The organism is Bacteroidota bacterium (assembly GCA_016713925.1).
GTDB lineage: Bacteria > Bacteroidota > Bacteroidia > AKYH767-A > OLB10 > JAJTFW01.
Genome location: JADJOH010000008.1, coordinates 481,369 through 498,344 on the forward strand (window position 1 = coordinate 481,369; position 16,976 = coordinate 498,344).

3 protein-coding genes are annotated in these 16,976 nt (G+C 43.2%); all 3 read left to right on the plus strand.

Features of this window, described 5'->3' with window-relative positions; translation table 11 throughout:
- Positions 1–253 precede the first annotated feature (253 nt).
- Entirely contained in the window at positions 254–6,031 is a 5,778-nt protein-coding gene (locus IPJ86_16310; GenBank protein MBK7888784.1) for a SprB repeat-containing protein, read from the plus strand.
- A 330-nt stretch (positions 6,032–6,361) separates the two neighbouring features.
- Positions 6,362–7,627, plus strand: coding sequence for a hypothetical protein (locus tag IPJ86_16315; GenBank protein MBK7888785.1), 1,266 nt, complete (start codon positions 6,362–6,364; stop codon positions 7,625–7,627).
- A complete protein-coding gene (locus tag IPJ86_16320; protein MBK7888786.1) occupies positions 7,612–16,947 on the plus strand; it encodes a right-handed parallel beta-helix repeat-containing protein in 9,336 nt (3,111 codons plus the stop codon). Before IPJ86_16315 ends, IPJ86_16320 begins: the two co-directional genes overlap by 16 nt.
- The last annotated feature ends 29 nt before the right edge of the window (positions 16,948–16,976 follow it).

The window sequence follows — 16,976 nt, forward strand, 5'->3', positions numbered from 1 at the left end:
TAATCAGTTTGCTACATTGAATTTAAGTGGTAGTGTGAATAAAACACCTGCATTATTAAAATATTAACAATGGGGGGAATAGCGATCAATTATCTTGCTTCATAAAGGGTCAAAGAGTAACTTGCAGTCCGGTTTTTCAGAGAATGAAAAGCTATGTTCAATTTATTGTAGTTACCGTTAAAGATTCCCGATCTGATCTCACCAAATCAAGAATCAGGAATCTCCATCATTAAAAACTAAAATCAACCCCATAATGAATCATCTCTACACCCCCCTCATCCGAGTAAATAAGAAGACCGGAGAAGAAAAGAAATCGATGAGCAGGAGCCAAAAGTATGTGCTTATGCTGCTTCTTCTTTTTACCGGATTACTTTCTTCCTCTACCATCTTTGCCCAAACATTGATTGCCGGTTGGGATTTTCAAACGACCACTACAGGAGGAACTGCTGTACTTGCATCTCCGAACACCCCCAAAGTGTATAATGCGAATTTTGGTTCAGGAGCCATTTATTTAGACGGAACCAATAATTCAAGCAATTGGTTTGTTCCACTGACTGGAAGTACGAATACTGAATTAAATGCCTTTGGCGGAACTGCTGTCAATGCCGGAACTGGATTTTCTGTTGTCACCTCCGGTGCATCTTCCTTAGCTTTAGTAGCAGGAGCTGCTCAGGCTGCCAATGGGAAATTCGCCATTTTTAGTTTTAGTATGACCGGTTATATTAATCTATCAGTGACGTATGCATCTCAAAAAACCAACACTGGTTTTAGCACGCAGATTTGGGAATACAGCACCGATGGAATAAACTGGACTCCATTATCTACAGTGACGACAGTAACCACAGCTTTTTCCTTAATTACATTGCCTTCTACCGCTGGATTAAATGGAGCTTCTACTGCCTACCTTCGTTTCTCCGGAACCGGTGCCACTGCATCAACCGGTAATAACCGTCTTGACAATATTCAACTCAACGCAACTCCGGGTGTCACTTTTAATACGGATCCGGTTACCGGTTCTCCCTTCTGTATCTCTGATGATAACAGTGCTTCCGTGAATGTTTCATTTTTCTATGCAGGAACACCTAATCCGGCAAATATTTATACGGCAGAATTAAGTTCATCTACCGGAAGTTTTGCATCTCCTGTCGCGATCGGATCACTCGCTTCTATTGCAAGTACAGGCACTATTTCAGCCACTATTCCAGCCGGAACAATTTCCGGAACAGGCTATAGAATTCGTGTGACCAGCAGTGATCCTGTTGCGGTAGCGAATGACAATGGAACCAATCTCGTCATCGATAAAGTGGTGGCGACTGCGTCTAATAACAGTCCTGTATGCGCTGGCCTTAGTCTTCAATTATTTTCGGGTGGAGGCACTACGTATTCATGGACCGGACCCAATGGTTTTGCTTCAGGTGTTCAAAATCCAACAATTCCGGTAACTGTAAATGCTGACTCCGGTGAATTTATCGCCACCGCCATTTCAACGCTCGGATGTACAGATACTGCTTCTACTCTTGCTATCGTTCAAACTTGCAGTTGTATTCCCCCGACTATCACTTCCAATTCAACCATGCCAAGTTGTAATGGTGGAGCCAATGGTAGTATTGATATCACTGTTAATGGTGGTGTGTCTCCATACACTTTTACGTGGAGTACGGGTGCAATTACAGAAGATGTTACAGGACTTACAGCGGGAATTTATTCCGTCATTGTAAGCGATGCCATTGCCTGTACAGATACCTTTTTTGTAACAGTAAATGAACCCACCCTCATCTCTTCTTCTACCACGGTATTTCCTCCGGGATGTCAGGGATTCAGTAATGGCAGCGTTGATTTGTCAGTAAACGGGGGTACGCCAGGCTATACTTACCTTTGGGATAACGGTGCTACAACTGAAGATATCAACGGTTTGATAGCCGGCTTATACAGCGTAACCATCACGGATGCCAATGGATGTGTGCAAAATAATTTCGCAGTAGTTACAGACCCGGGAGCGTTTACAGCAACCACAATTGGTTTTGATGTTACCTGCGCCGGATTGAATGATGGCTTGATTGATTTAATAGCATCCAATGATACCGTCTCTTCAAACCCGGGTGTACTTATCTCCGAGTTTTTGGCAAATCCTGCAGGTACTGATTCTTCAAAAGAATGGGTGGAGCTGATTGCCGTTAAAAATATTGACTTTGCTGTTACTCCTTATACGGTGATCGTTGCCAATAACGGAACAGCTACAACAAAGGGATGGGTGCAAGGTGGCGTTGCTTCTGCAACCACCAATGGAACCTTCGCATTTCAAATCAGCTCCGGCAAAGTAGTTCCCGGGGAAGTGTTTTATGTGGGTGGATCAAATATGGTGGTCACAGGTAGAAAGTTGAGACTGATTGATGTTGCTACTACCGGTGGAGATGGTGGAATTGGTCTGCCAACCACAGGAGGAGTGCTTGGAAATGGTACGACGAATGCCGACGGTATTGCGGTTTTTAATCTTCCTGCAGCGGCGTTGGATTCAAATTCAGTTCCGGTAGATGTCGTTTTTTATGGGTCAGGAATGGGATCTGCAGTAGTAAATGGTGGTGTAGATGGATTTACCTTGCCTCTAAATGATAATTATATCGGTGGAAGATTGCAAGCGACAAGTTTCAGAGCTGTAGATCCGGGTGCACTTTCCGTGAAAGCAACCGGAACTTATTACAAATTATCCGGAACGTATACTCCCATTCGTGTGTGGACAACTGATACCACTATTTCCGGTGACACTTCTTCTGTGACGTTGATGAGTGGCAATAGTTATCTCTGGTCAAATGGTGCTATAACAGAAGATTTGAGCGGGCTTTCTGCAGGCACTTACTCTGTAACAGTTACCTCTCCGACAGGATGTACAACTACCGGATCTGCTACCATCACTGCTCCGGTTACGCTGGCGGTTACCGGACAGATCTTTGACGTAACCTGTTTCGGATTAAACGATGGGGGTATAGACATCACCGTTAGTGGTGGTGTGATGCCTTATACTTATCTGTGGAATGATGGCGATATCAATGAAGATAGAAGCGCACTGGTAACCGGTACATACATTGTTACCGTAACTGACGCCAACGGATGTATCGTTATTGATTCATTTTATGTCAACCAGCCTAATGATATTACCTATACCACGTTGGTTACAAATACCTCCTGCTTCGGTGCTTCGGATGGAGCAATTGATTTAACCGTGAGCGGTGGAACTCCGCCTTATACCTTTAGCTGGTCCAATGGCGCTGTGACGGAAGATATCATCAATGAACTTGCTAATTTCTATTTCTTCAATATTACAGACGTTAACGGTTGTGGTGCAGGAGGAATTGAATTTATCAATGACCCTAACCCTATCATCATAAATAGTTTCACTCCTGCTACCGGTGGTGCCGGGGTTTTGGTGACCATTAACGGTAGCGGATTTACAGGCGCAACTAATGTAACGTTTGACAATGTATCAGCTGCTTCTTTTACTGTCATCAGCGACTTGCAAATTGATGCTGTAGTTCCGCCGGGTGCAGATACCGGTTTTATAGCAGTATATACTTCACCTGCTTGTTTTACTACATCTACCGATACCTTCTTCTTTAATCCTGTTGCATGCCTTCCTCCATCATTATCTGCAACAACCATTGGTGCGAGCTGCTTCGGAGCTTCAGATGGAAGCATTGATCTTACCATCAGTGGCGGTACTTCTCCTTACACCATCAGCTGGAGTAATGGAGCTAATTCAGAAGACATTGCCGGATTAACGGCCGGTGTTTATACCGTTTCAGTCGTGGATGCATTCAATTGCCCGAACACATTAACAGTAGCTGTTTCAGAACCCGGACAACTTACCATTAGTGGAATAGTGGATAGTGTAAGTTGTAACAGTGGTGCAGATGGTAGCATAGATATAACAGTAACAGGCGGAACCTCTCCCTATACTTTTAGCTGGAGCAATGGTGCATTAACAGAAGATATCATTGGTCTTACAGCAGGATCTTATACGGTTACTGTTATCGATATTTCTTCATGTGCCGCATCGGCCAGCTTCGATGTATATGAACCTTCTGCTTTAAATACGAATGTGAGTACTTCAGATCCATTATGCACAGGGCAGGCGTCCGGATCTATTAATCCGAATGTAAGCGGCGGTACGGCTCCATATACTTATCTCTGGAGCAATGGTGCTACAAGTGCAACTTTAGCCGGGGTAATGGCCGGACTTTATACGGTTGATATCACTGATGCGAACGGATGTCTGATATCCGCAAGTGCAACATTAACCGATCCTCCTGCATTTACATTGAGTGTTGTTTCAGCAACTGATGTTTCCTGCCCCGGTGGAAATAACGGAGCGATAGACATCTCCGCTTCTAATGATCCTCTTGTACCACCTGTAAACCCCGGGTTGTTAATATCAGAATTTTTAGCAGATCCGGCCGGCACCGACAACCCTTTTGAATGGGTAGAGTTGATTGCCACCAAGTCCATTGATTTCAGCGTTACGCCTTATACTGTTGTTGTTGCCAATAACGGTACGGCGAATGTCAAAGGATGGAGAGCAGGCGCTGCATTAACTTATGCCTTCCAAATTAGTAGTGGTGTAGTAAATCCCGGTGATGTGTTTTATGTGGGTGGTTCATCGATGGCACCTACAGGAACAAAACTGAGAACTATTAATACATCAACTACCGCCGGTGATGGTTTTGGTAATGTTGGTATTGGCATAGGTAATGGTGGTGCAAATGCAGATGGTGTTGCGGTATTTGATATGCCTTCTTCAGCAATTGATTCTTCAAAGGTTCCTGTAGATGCCATTTTCTTTGGTACCGGTCTTGGAAGTGCAATTGTCAATGCAGGTCTGAATGGATATACCTTGCCAACAAATGATCGCTATGCAGGCGGATTATTATCGGCCGGTGCATTCACCGCTCCGAATAGTGCATCCGGGTCACATCATGTGGCTACTGGAGGTTTTAATATTTCTACCGGAACATATACTTCAATCAGAAACTGGACCCTGAGCCCGACATTCACGGATGGTACTTCTGCCATTTCAATAAGTGTAAATAATACCTATAGTTGGTCGACTGGTGCAACATCACAGGATATTTCAGGACTTACAGCCGGCGCGTATACTGTTACCGCAACCAATACTGATGGATGTACGGCTACGCTAACCCTTAACGTCAATCAACCAAACGCGCTTTCTGTAACAGGATTCACTCCCGGATCAGGTAATACCGGTACCGGTGTAATTATCAGTGGCACCGGTTTTACTGCTGCAGATGAAGTTTGGTTCAATGGAGTACCTGCGGTATTCATCATTGATAATGACGGACAGATTTCAGCAACGGTTCCTGCCGGAGCAACTACCGGACCTATCACGGTTATCAATGCAGGTTGTGATACAGTTATTTCAGGTGGTACGTTTACAATTAATACGAATGCTACCTTCAACCTGACTATGCTGATAGAAGGTTTGTATGATGGAGCAGGCGGATTGGTGCCGGCCTTATTGAATTCAGGAGTTGGTCTTAGTGCAACTGAATGTGATACGATTTATGTGGAGTTACGGGATCAGTTGAATACGTTAACGGTATTGGCGAGTGGTACTGCGGTATTGAATACCGGCGGACAAGCAACTTTTACCTTCCCCGGCTCAGTGATCGGTCAAAACGGATATATCGCAGTCTTCCATCGTAATGCTGTACAGACCTGGAGTGATCTTGTTACCTTCACTGCTACAACGAATTACAACTTCACCACTGCTGCTACTCAGGCTTATAGCTCCAATATGATTGAAGTGGATCCGGGCGTATTCGCGTTCTACAGCGGCGATATCGCTCCACAGGATGAAGTGGTGGATATTACCGATCAGGGGTATGTAGGAAATGACATATTAAACTTTGCTTCCGGCTATGTACCAACAGATGTATCGGGAGATGGAGTAGTGGATATCACCGATCAGGCGATTGTAGACAATAACATCCTTAACTTCATTGGATCAATTCACCCTTAGGAAGTAAGATTTTTATTAATAAGGAAAAAGGGCAGTGGGTAAATTTTACTACTGCCCTTTTTCAATTCATACTTTAAGTGATTTTTGAGCTGGTTAACGTTGGTTCATATGCCTTATTCTTATATGTTGCACAATAGCAGCCGCTTACAAGAATTTGAATGACATAATGTCAATGTAAGAAAGTGAATCATTTCACCCACTATTTCGTTTAATTCATAAAAAAATGAGATTTAACACTTGAATTTTAATTTATTTTTTGCAAATTGCAAGTTCGTTCATATCATTTTAGGAAGTTATAAAAAGTAAAAAACTAAATAATAATAATATATCATGAAGCAATTCTACTCAATCACAAAGGAGAAATCGAAGTATTTCAAGTTGGTATTTCGTATTTTCATCTTAGTTTTTATTAGTTGCACGGGAGTTTTCGCCCAATCAACAATAAATACTGCCATTGCTCCCATTACAAACAATAATGGTAGTGGTACTGTTACTTTTAATTTCCAAAATACTAATCCCTATGGTATAATAATTACCGACATTGAAGGGATTGTTGGAACTGCAGGGCTAACTTCTGCGGATTTATGGATTAAAACAACACCGGTAAGTGCAGCACCTGGAGCAATTTCTGTTGCTAATGGATGGACTTTGGCTGCTACCGGCACTTTTACAGGAGTTGCTAATACGACGACGCTTGTAACTCAGCCAATGTTAACAGGAATAAGTGTTGTTATTCCTGCAGGAGTTACCTATGGGTTTGCAATATCAGCATATAGCGGTACTGCCGGCCGGCAACGATATCATACCATATTAGTAACAGATCCGACTACCTTTTCAGCAGGCGGTTGTAATATTTTAATGGGAGCAAATATCAGTTATGCGGGTGGAGCACCACCCACAGCACCAACAAATACTCCCCGTGGATGGATGGGAAAGTTAACCTTTATACCTCAAGCTCCTTGTGTTGACCCACCCACCCCCGGAACTGCAATAACAACTCCTTCAACGCAGATTTGCCCAAATTCAGCATTGACATTAGATCTAACAGGTAACAGTGGTGGTTTAGGTCAGACCTATCAATGGCAAACAGGCCCGACTGCTTCAGGTCCATGGACCAATATAGGTTCCTCGTCCGGCGCTCCATCATTAATAATTAATCCAACAGCTTCAGCTTATTACCAGTGTCTGGTTACCTGTGGATTAACTACCCTTCCTTCTACTGCAGTCTTTAATGATGTTGCCACTTTGTTCCCTGGCGGAACATATACCATAAACAGTGCACTTCCTACGGGCGGCGGAAATTATGCGTCTTTTAATGATGCGGTTGCAGCCATTCAATGTGGTATTGCAGGTCCTGTAATTTTCAATTTTGCTCCGGGTAGCGGACCGTATGTTGAACAGGTCATTATACCTCAAATAGGTGGAACTTCAACGACGAACACAATTACCTTTAACGGAAATGGTGTCTCCATGATAGCTGCCAGTGCGAATACCAATCAACGAGAGGCCATACTTTTAAATGGAGCGGATCATATTACCATTGATAGCATTCTCATTGATGTAAGTGGGGGTACCTATGGATGGGAATCCGGTTAACCAACAGCGCTGACAGTAACGTTATTTCAAATTGTCAGATCAATACATTGGCCAATAGCACATCTTCCAACTATGCAGGAATTATTATGAGTGGTTCTGCAACTGCAGCCACTACTGCCGGAGACAATGGAGATGGAAACTTGTTTATCGGAAACACTATTATAAATGGATACTATGGATTTACTTTATGTGGCAACAGTACGGCTCCGTTTGCCGCAAACAACAGTATCATTAATAATGATATCATAGATCATTATTTTTATGGGATCTATGTGGTGAACGCCGAGAACTCCATTATCAGTGGAAATAGTTTACATCATGATTCGCGTGCCACCACTACTACCACCTATGGTGTTTATTTAACTACTAATTGTATAAGTACTCAGGTATCAGAAAACAGAATCTACAACTTCTTCCTGGGAAATGCCCTTTCTACTTCCACTAGCTATAGTATTTATGTGGCAGGAGATGGAACTTTGGGCACAGAAAATAAATTGTTTAATAATATTATTTATAGCATCCGTGGTAATGGAGCTCAATATGGAATTTATAATACTACCGGTGATTACATGCAGGCGTATCACAATACGATCTCTTTTGATGATGCAGCAGCTACTTTAGGTGCAAGTTATGGTATTTACCAGACAGGTGCTGTTACAAGTGTTGATATCAGAAACAACATCATTTCAATTACGCGTGGTGGTACCGGAACCCGATACGGATTGGGTTTTGTGACTGCGGGTACGTACATCACGAGCAACAATAACGATATTTATTTAAATTCAGGTGGAACGGATAGTATTGGTATTTATACAACACTTCCTTTTACCACATTGGCCAACTGGCAAACTGCCAACGGAGGCGCTTATGATGGATCCAGCGTAAGCTTAGATCCATTATTCGCAGATCCGGGTAATGGAGATTTTACTCCTGCAAATCCGGGTGTAAACTCAAATGGAGCGAATGTGGGTGTAGCTGCTGATATTTTAGGTAACCCGCGTACGTTAGCTGCTCCGGATCCGGGTGCCTATGAATGGACTCCCTTGGGTGCGGATGCCGGGATAACTTGGGTGTCGCCGTTGCCTCCGGTTGGTTTGGGTAATCAGACGATTACCGTCCAGATCACCAATGCACAAACTGCCACCATTACCAGTCTTGATCTTGCGTATACGGATGGCGTGAGTACGGTTACAGAAACTTTCAGTTCATTAAATATTACAGCCGGTAATAATCAGCAATTTTCATTCACCACTCCCTATAACTTAACGGGTAATGCGGATTTAAGAGCATACGTCAATTTGGTGAATGGTGCTATTGATGATAACCAGGCGAATGATACCACTGCGGTACAAAACTTTTGTCCTGCGCTGAATGGAGTATATTCCATTGATTCGGCTTTACCTACTTCAGGTACAAATTTCCAGACATTTACAGATGCCGTAAATCAGATGATCTGCGGTGGCGTGGTGGGTCCGGTTACACTAAATGTTGTTGCCGGTTCAGGACCCTACAATGAACAAATATTGATTCCTGCCATAGTAGGTGCTTCAGCTACCAATACCATCACCTTTAATGGTAATTTGGAAACCCTCGCTTTTGCCAGCGCGAATACCAACCAGAGAGCTGTTATTACGTTAAGCGGAGCAGACCATATTTATATTGATAGTTTAACTATTGATGCTTCCGGTGGAACTTATGGTTATGGTGTTCATCTGATCTCTCAGGCGGATTCAAATAAAATCACGAACTGCGTTGTAAATACAACAGCAAATCAGACCACCACTAATTTTGCCGGAATTGTGATGAGTGGATCTCTTGCTTCTGCAACTACAGCCGGTAATTCAGGAAACGGAAATGAAATCAGTGGCAATACCATTACAAACGGATATTACGGTATAACGGTTGTTGGTACTTCAGCCGCACCATTTATTAGTGGAAACCGTGTAGTGAATAATTCCATCACCGACCACTATTTATATGGTGTATATAGTCTGGGAAATACAGGTACTGAGTTTGTTGGAAATAATATCAGACAGTTGAATCGTACGTCCACATCTACTACTTATGGATTGTTTTTAACTACAAACACCATAGGTGCTAAAGTTGAACGAAACAGAATACATGACTTCTTAGTTGCAACACCAACTTCCACTTCTACAGTTTACGGAATTTATGTAGCCGGAGATGCGTTGTTGGGCAGTGAAAATAAACTGGTGAATAATTTGATTCATACACTCGGAGGAAATGGTGTTCAATATGGTATTTACAATACAGGTGGAAATCACATGTGGGCCTGGCATAACACGATTGCATTGGATGCTGCTGCTTCAACGCTGGGAACTACCTATGGAATCTACCAAACCACAGTTGCAGATTCTCTTCAGTATTATAACAATAACATTTCAATTACGCGTGGAGGAACCGGAGCCAGATATGGAATATTCTTTAATACAGCCGGTACGTACATAAAAAGTAATTACAACAATATATATGTTAATACACCGGGGGCAGATAGCATTGGATCATATGCAGCAACAGCCTTTACTACATTAGCCAATTGGCAAACGGCAAATTCATCTGCATACGATCAACAAAGTATAAATTTTGATCCCCAGTTTGTAGATCCGTCACTGGGCAACTATCAACCTTCAGTTGTTGCTTTGAATAACGCAGGGACTCCACTTGGTGTTACTGAAGATATTAATGGTGCAGTTCGAAATTTAACAACTCCTGATATTGGGGCGTATGAATACCTTATAGCTACTGAGGATATAGGTGTGACGTTATTGATTACTCCTGCACCAATAGCAAGTGCCTGTTATACGGCCAATGAAACGATTACACTTCGGATTAGAAATTATGGTTTAAATGCCATCGACTTCTCGTTAAATCCTGCTACTATCACTTGTAATGTGACCGGTGCCACAGTGGCTACTTTAACAGGTACTCCAAGCGGCATTTTACCTATCAATGGAACATTAGATGTTGTGATGTCCACTACATTGGATATGACTGCAATCGGTATTTATACTTTTAATGCAACCGTTTCAATGACCGGTGATGGTAATGCTGCAAACGATGCAATGACCCCAACAACAAGAACTACCGCAGCTTCTTTAGGTAGTATTAGTGCAGATGTAAGCACTATTTGCGTAACAGGAGCTCCGACACTTACATTAACAGGAGCAATCGGAAATGTGCAATGGCAAGAATCATTAATAGGAAATACTGGGCCTTGGACAAATGTAGGCACTAACAGCAATGTCTATACTCCTGGATCTTCTATTACGGATACCACCTGGTATCAGGCAGAAGTAACTTGTAATGCATTTTCCGGAACAACCAATGTGGTTCAGGTAGATTACCTGCTACCCCAAATTTTAAGCACAGTGAATGATTCCGTTTGTGGTCAGGGAAGTGTTACCCTTAGTGCTACAAGTACCGGTCAGGGAACTATTAACTGGTATGACGTGGCAACAGGCGGTACTGCGCTCGGAACAGGTAGCACCTTTACAACGAATATCACAGGAACTACAACTTTTTATGCGGAAGAACAACTTTCCGGTGGTGGTGGAAGTGCTGCTGCCATTCAAATTACAGAAATAGATTTAGGCGCCAGTGATCAGTTGGAAATTCAAAATGTTTCACCCAATACTATTAATGTTACCGGTTGGAAAGTAGCTGTTAGCAATAGTTATACTGATATCACCTCCGTCAATACAATAGTTCAAACTTTGAGTGGCAGCATGACCCCCGGTCAAACGATGACCTGGACGGATGCCACTGCAGGTCCGAATTATTGGGGAAATAATTTATTCTGGAACCCCGGTGCATTTCCAAGTTTTTCAGGTTGGGCAGCCATACTTGATAACAATAATAATTTAGTGGATGTATTATTTATGAATTGGCCTTCAGCTAATATTCAATCAGCGAGTATTTCTATACCAAGTGGTCCAACTATTACTATAGGCTCACAATGGAGTGGAGACGGAGTGAATATCTCAACTGTTGCAGCCACTCAAAGTGTGTCGCGTCAAGGTACTTCTGATAACAATGCAGCTACAGATTTCTCCATTATCAACTTATCAATTGGAAGTACTAATCCGGGAATGACGATTCCATTTACCGGTTTCGGCTGCTCAAGTACCCGTGTGGCTGCGTTGGGAGTGTCTACTTCTGCACCTGCCATTACAGTTACTCCCGGAAATGCGCTTTGTCCAGGTGATTCTATTGGCCTACAAGTAAGCAGCATTAATGATCCAAATTATGAATATACCTGGACATCAAATCCCGGTGGCTTTAACCAAAGTGGTAATGGTCCATTCTACGTGACACCATTAGTGAATACTACTTATTATGTATCTGCTCTCGATACTTCTTCGGGAGGTACAGGAGGTTGTTTTATTACGGATAGTATAGTTGTTATTCCACTTGCATCTTTTAGTGCAGGTACAGTTTCTGCGACAGGACCTTATTGTATTACAGGGGAACCTACCATTTCAGTTGCAGGAGCATCCGGCTTTATTCAATGGCAGGAATCAACTGTAAGTGGAAACGGTCCGTGGACTAATGTCGGCATTTCCAATAGTAGTACTTATTTACCGGGAACCGTCACACAAACTACTTATTACAGAGTGATAGTGAGCTGTATTTCAACAACCGACTCTTCAAATGTAGACACGGTGTTTGTATACAATCCACAAGTATTGACGGCTAATGGAGATACTCGTTGTGGTCCGGGAACTTTAAATCTTACCGCTACAACAGATCCGGGCTATAACTTAAATTGGTATGCAGATTCAACCGGTGGCGCTCTTTTAGGTACCGGAAGTCCGTTTACTACACCACTGGTTCTACAAACGGATACCTTTTATGTGGAATCAAATTCCGGTACCGGCAGTTCGGATAGCCTTCAAGTACCACTGGCTTCCGGAGGTACAACAGGGGTTTATCATCATATGTTTACTGTGAGTTCGCCTAACGGAATGCAGATTAATAAAATTGGTATCAAATGCAATAATACCGTGGGTACACTCACTGCCTGGGATATCTATTACCGCCCGGATGATTTCAAATTGGTAGCCGGAGCGAATACATCCTCAGCCGGTTGGATTTTAGTCTCAACAGTTACAAATGTACCTTCTCAAGGCGCAACTGCTTATACAACCATTGCAACAGGAATTAGTATTGATATTCCTGCCGGTGCCACTTATTCCATCTATGTAGCTCCTGCTACCGGGGCGACACACCAATATGGTACCAGTGTTGCCGGAACCGTGGTTGGAACGAATGCCGTAGGTTCGGTAATAGCCGGATACAGAGGCAGTGCTTTGTTTAATTGTACTACCACTTCAGGATTCCCTGTGGTAAGTCTTGAATACAGCGTTGGCTGTCCTTCGACTCGTGTTCCGGTTATCGCAACTGTTACTCCATCTCCAGCCGTTCAAATTGCCGGGAATACTACAATTTGTCAGGGAGATTCAACAAACCTAACTGTTGTTGCAGGCCTACTCGATTATACAAATTTTAACTGGTTTCCCACAACAGGTCTGAGTGATACCGCCGGTACAAGCATTTATGCTTTGCCTACGGTGACTACTAAATACTATCTGCTGGCTTCCGGTAACATTAATAATTGTCAGGCTGTCGACAGTATCACCATAATTGTAAATTCATTTAATTTAAATGTGAGTGTCAATAATCCAATAGTGTGTGGTGCATCTGATTCATCGCAGATTACAACAACAGTAAGCGCAGGAACTTATACGTATTTATGGACTCCTTCAGCCGGTTTATCTGCAGATAACATACCTGATCCGAAAGCACGCCCAACCGGAGCCAGTGAAGTGTATACATTAGCGGTGACCGATTCCTTAACAGGTTGTACCAAGTATCAAAGTGTGACTATTTATAAATCATCGCCCGATGTTTTAACCACAGTAACTGATACCGTTTGCGGAATAGATCAGGTGACACTAACGGCAACGGGTACCCCCGGAGGCGAAATTAGTTGGTGGTCTGCCGCAACCGGAGGAACACGGTTAGCCGTGGGGTCTCCATTTACTCCAACCATTGGAACAACAACAAACTTTTATGTTGAAGTGAGAGACACGATCACACAAACTCCTGTCAGTACCGGATTTAATGGTGCTACAATAGCTACTGATCCGAACGCTGCGGGAAATATGTTTGATATAACGGCGATTAATAACGTGAGAATTTCAGGATTTGATGTGCATCTGAATAATGATACATTGGCACCTTCTGATATTAGCGTCTATTATAAAGCAGGTTCGTATTCAGGTTTTGCCACAAATGCCGGTGCATGGACACTTGCAGGATCCGCAACGGGTGTTGTATCTGCGGGAAATGGAGTTCCAACAAATTTACCTATGAATCTTGACGTTTATATTCCCGCAGGACAAACCTATGGCTTCTATATTGTAGTGACTAATCTGGGTAGTTCTAATTCCCTTGTATATAACGCGAGTGGAATTTCTCCTGCGCAGTTCGCAGTGGCTGCATCAGATTTTAATGTACAGGTTAAATCGGGAACAGTTGTTTTCGGTCCGTTCACGGGTCAGGTAGCCGCTCCACTAAATCGTTTATGGAATGGAAATGTGAAATATTCCATCGGATGTATAAGTGCTAGAGATACAGTAGAAGCAGTATCGCTTACAGCTCCTTCTATTTCACTTACGACCTTACCCAACGATACCATTTGTGCCGGAAGTAGTGTGACGTTGCAAGCAAGTAGCGCAAATGATCCGAATTATTCCTACGTATGGAATCCGGGTGGACTACCCGGAGCATCGGTGTTAGTTTCGCCAACTGCAAAAACGAAATACTATGTAACAGCTACAGATGTTTCCACAGGTGGTACAGCAGGTTGTATTACCGTAGATTCTGTCACAATTAACGTTAGTCCTTTGCCATTAATTGATGCTACACCAACGTCTGTTAGTGTGTGTGGAGGTGGAACAGCCAACTTGAGTGTAACTAATCTCACTCCCGCTGAAACAACATTTGGAACACAGGCTAATCAAAATACTTCGACCACCTATCCGGCTCCTTATTCTGTTTATTATGGAGCACAAAGAATGCAAATGTTGATTACCGCGGCTGAACTTTCAGCTGCAGGTTATAATGCGGGATCACCACTGGCGGGTATTAAATTTCCTGTAGTATCCTTAGGTCCAAATTGGGGAGTAAGTTTGACGTCATGTAATTCATTCCAAATGAGTATCGGAAATACCGCCCTTACTACGTTAACTGCTTTTCAAACAGGTTTAACGCAAGTAATTGCCCCCGGAAATTTTACTCCGGCAGTTGGGTATGGTAATACACATACATTTAATACTCCATTTGTTTGGAATGGGACTTCTAATATTATTATAGAAACTACTTTCGGAAATAATATTGCAGGAGTAGCGAATGATCATGTCATTCAATATAACACCGGAACGAGTTATCAAAGTACAATTGTGTATAGGGCAGATAATGTTACAGCCGCCGCTGCAGCAGTCGCCACTACGGTTAGTTTGTCGTTTAGTGCAAGACCTGATTTTAAATTTGTATCTAATACGGCTCTCACTTATCAGTGGAGTCCGGTTACAGGATTGAATAACCCTACTTCAGCAACTCCCGTATTAACTGTTCCTCCCGGTATGAATCAGTATTATTATGTTACTGCAACCAATCCATCTACAGGATGTACCGCTATGGATTCTATTTTGGTTTCAGCAATTTCTAATCCAAAACCAATCATCGCCGATAACGACACTACCTTGTGTAACCCTGATTTCATTTACGTGAATGTAGTGGATACCGGTCTTTATGTAGGTGGGTATCCTGCAGGTACTAACTTTACCTGGAGTGCTATCGGAGTTCCGATTCCTGATCTGGATTCTATCAGTTCAAGCAATGGTTCTTCTTACTCAGTTATCGTAACGCTGCCCAGCGGATGTTCTGCAAGTTCCGATACCGCTATTATCCTGACCAAGTCAGTGGCAGTAGTAGATGTCATTACTCCTGCAAGCTGTACCGGTGGTGGTTCTATTGCTGTTACCGTAACCAGCGGATTACCAAACTACAACTACATCTGGTCAACTGACCTTGCTCAAACCAATATCATCAGCAACGTAACGAAGGCGAACAATCAGGATACATTAAGTAACCTGACCGCCGGTACTTATTACCTGCAGGTATATGACGAAGCGGGCACTCCTGCCTCATGTAACTCCGGAGTATTGACGTATGTTGTTTCGGGATCCTCTCCGATCGTGATCGATTCAGTAGTAGGTACAGATATTTCCTGTAATGGATTCGCTGATGGATCAGCCACCGTTTACTGGACCGGAGGAACTACCCCATACAACATCTTGTGGAGCGATGGAAATACCAACGCTACGCGTGCAGTTACTGCCGCTGCCAGCTTAACGGTGATTGTATCGGATAACTCCGGTTGTGCAGATACGTCATCCGTCACCATCAATGAGCCTGCATCAATTACCCTGACCCTTTCATCTACCAACGAAAGCGCCCCGGCTGCAAACGACGGTACAGCTTCAGTGGTAATAGCAGGTGGAACTCCCGGCTATATAATTGAATGGTACGATGCATTATTTACGCTGATTGGTAGCGGTACTCCAATTACAGGTCTTACAGGTGGAACGTATACCGCTGTGGTAACAGACACCAACGGTTGTCAAGGTTTTGATAACGTAGTGATCACGACTAACACCAACGCTATTCTTAACCTGACCATGCTGATTGAAGGTATGTATGATGGAACAGGCGGATTGGTGCCGGCCTTACTGAATTCAGGAGTAGGCGTTAGTCCGACAGAATGTGATACGATCCGTGTAGAAATCCGTGATCAGTTGAATACGTTAACGGTTTTGGCTTCCGGAACAGCAGTACTTGGCACCAATGGCCAGGCGAGCTTTACTTTCCCGGCTGCCATTAATGGTGCAAACGGTTACATCGCGGTGTTCCATCGTAATGCAGTGCAGACATGGAGTGATTTACTCACCTTCTCTGCTACAACCAACTACAACTTCACCACTGCGGCTACTCAGGCCTTCAGCTCCAATATGATTGAAGTGGATCCGGGTGTATTCGCCTTCTACAGTGGTGATATTTCTCCACAGGATGACGTGGTGGATATTACCGATCAGGGTTATGTAGGAAATGATATCTTGAACTTTGCTTCCGGCTATGTACCAACGGATGTATCGGGAGATGGAGTAGTGGATATCACTGACCAGGCGATTGTAGATAATAACATCTTAAACTTCGTGGGATCGATTCTCCCATAAGAAATAATTCATCTAATAATAAAGGGCGA

Bases quoted from the DNA above. Each gene is read 5' to 3' on its own strand.
- IPJ86_16320 (MBK7888786.1), top strand. From the start codon at position 7,612: ATGGGAATCCGGTTAACCAACAGCGCTGACAGTAACGTTATTTCAAAT.
- IPJ86_16315 (MBK7888785.1), top strand. From the start codon at position 6,362: ATGAAGCAATTCTACTCAATCACAAAGGAGAAATCGAAGTATTTCAAG.
- IPJ86_16310 (MBK7888784.1), top strand. From the start codon at position 254: ATGAATCATCTCTACACCCCCCTCATCCGAGTAAATAAGAAGACCGGA.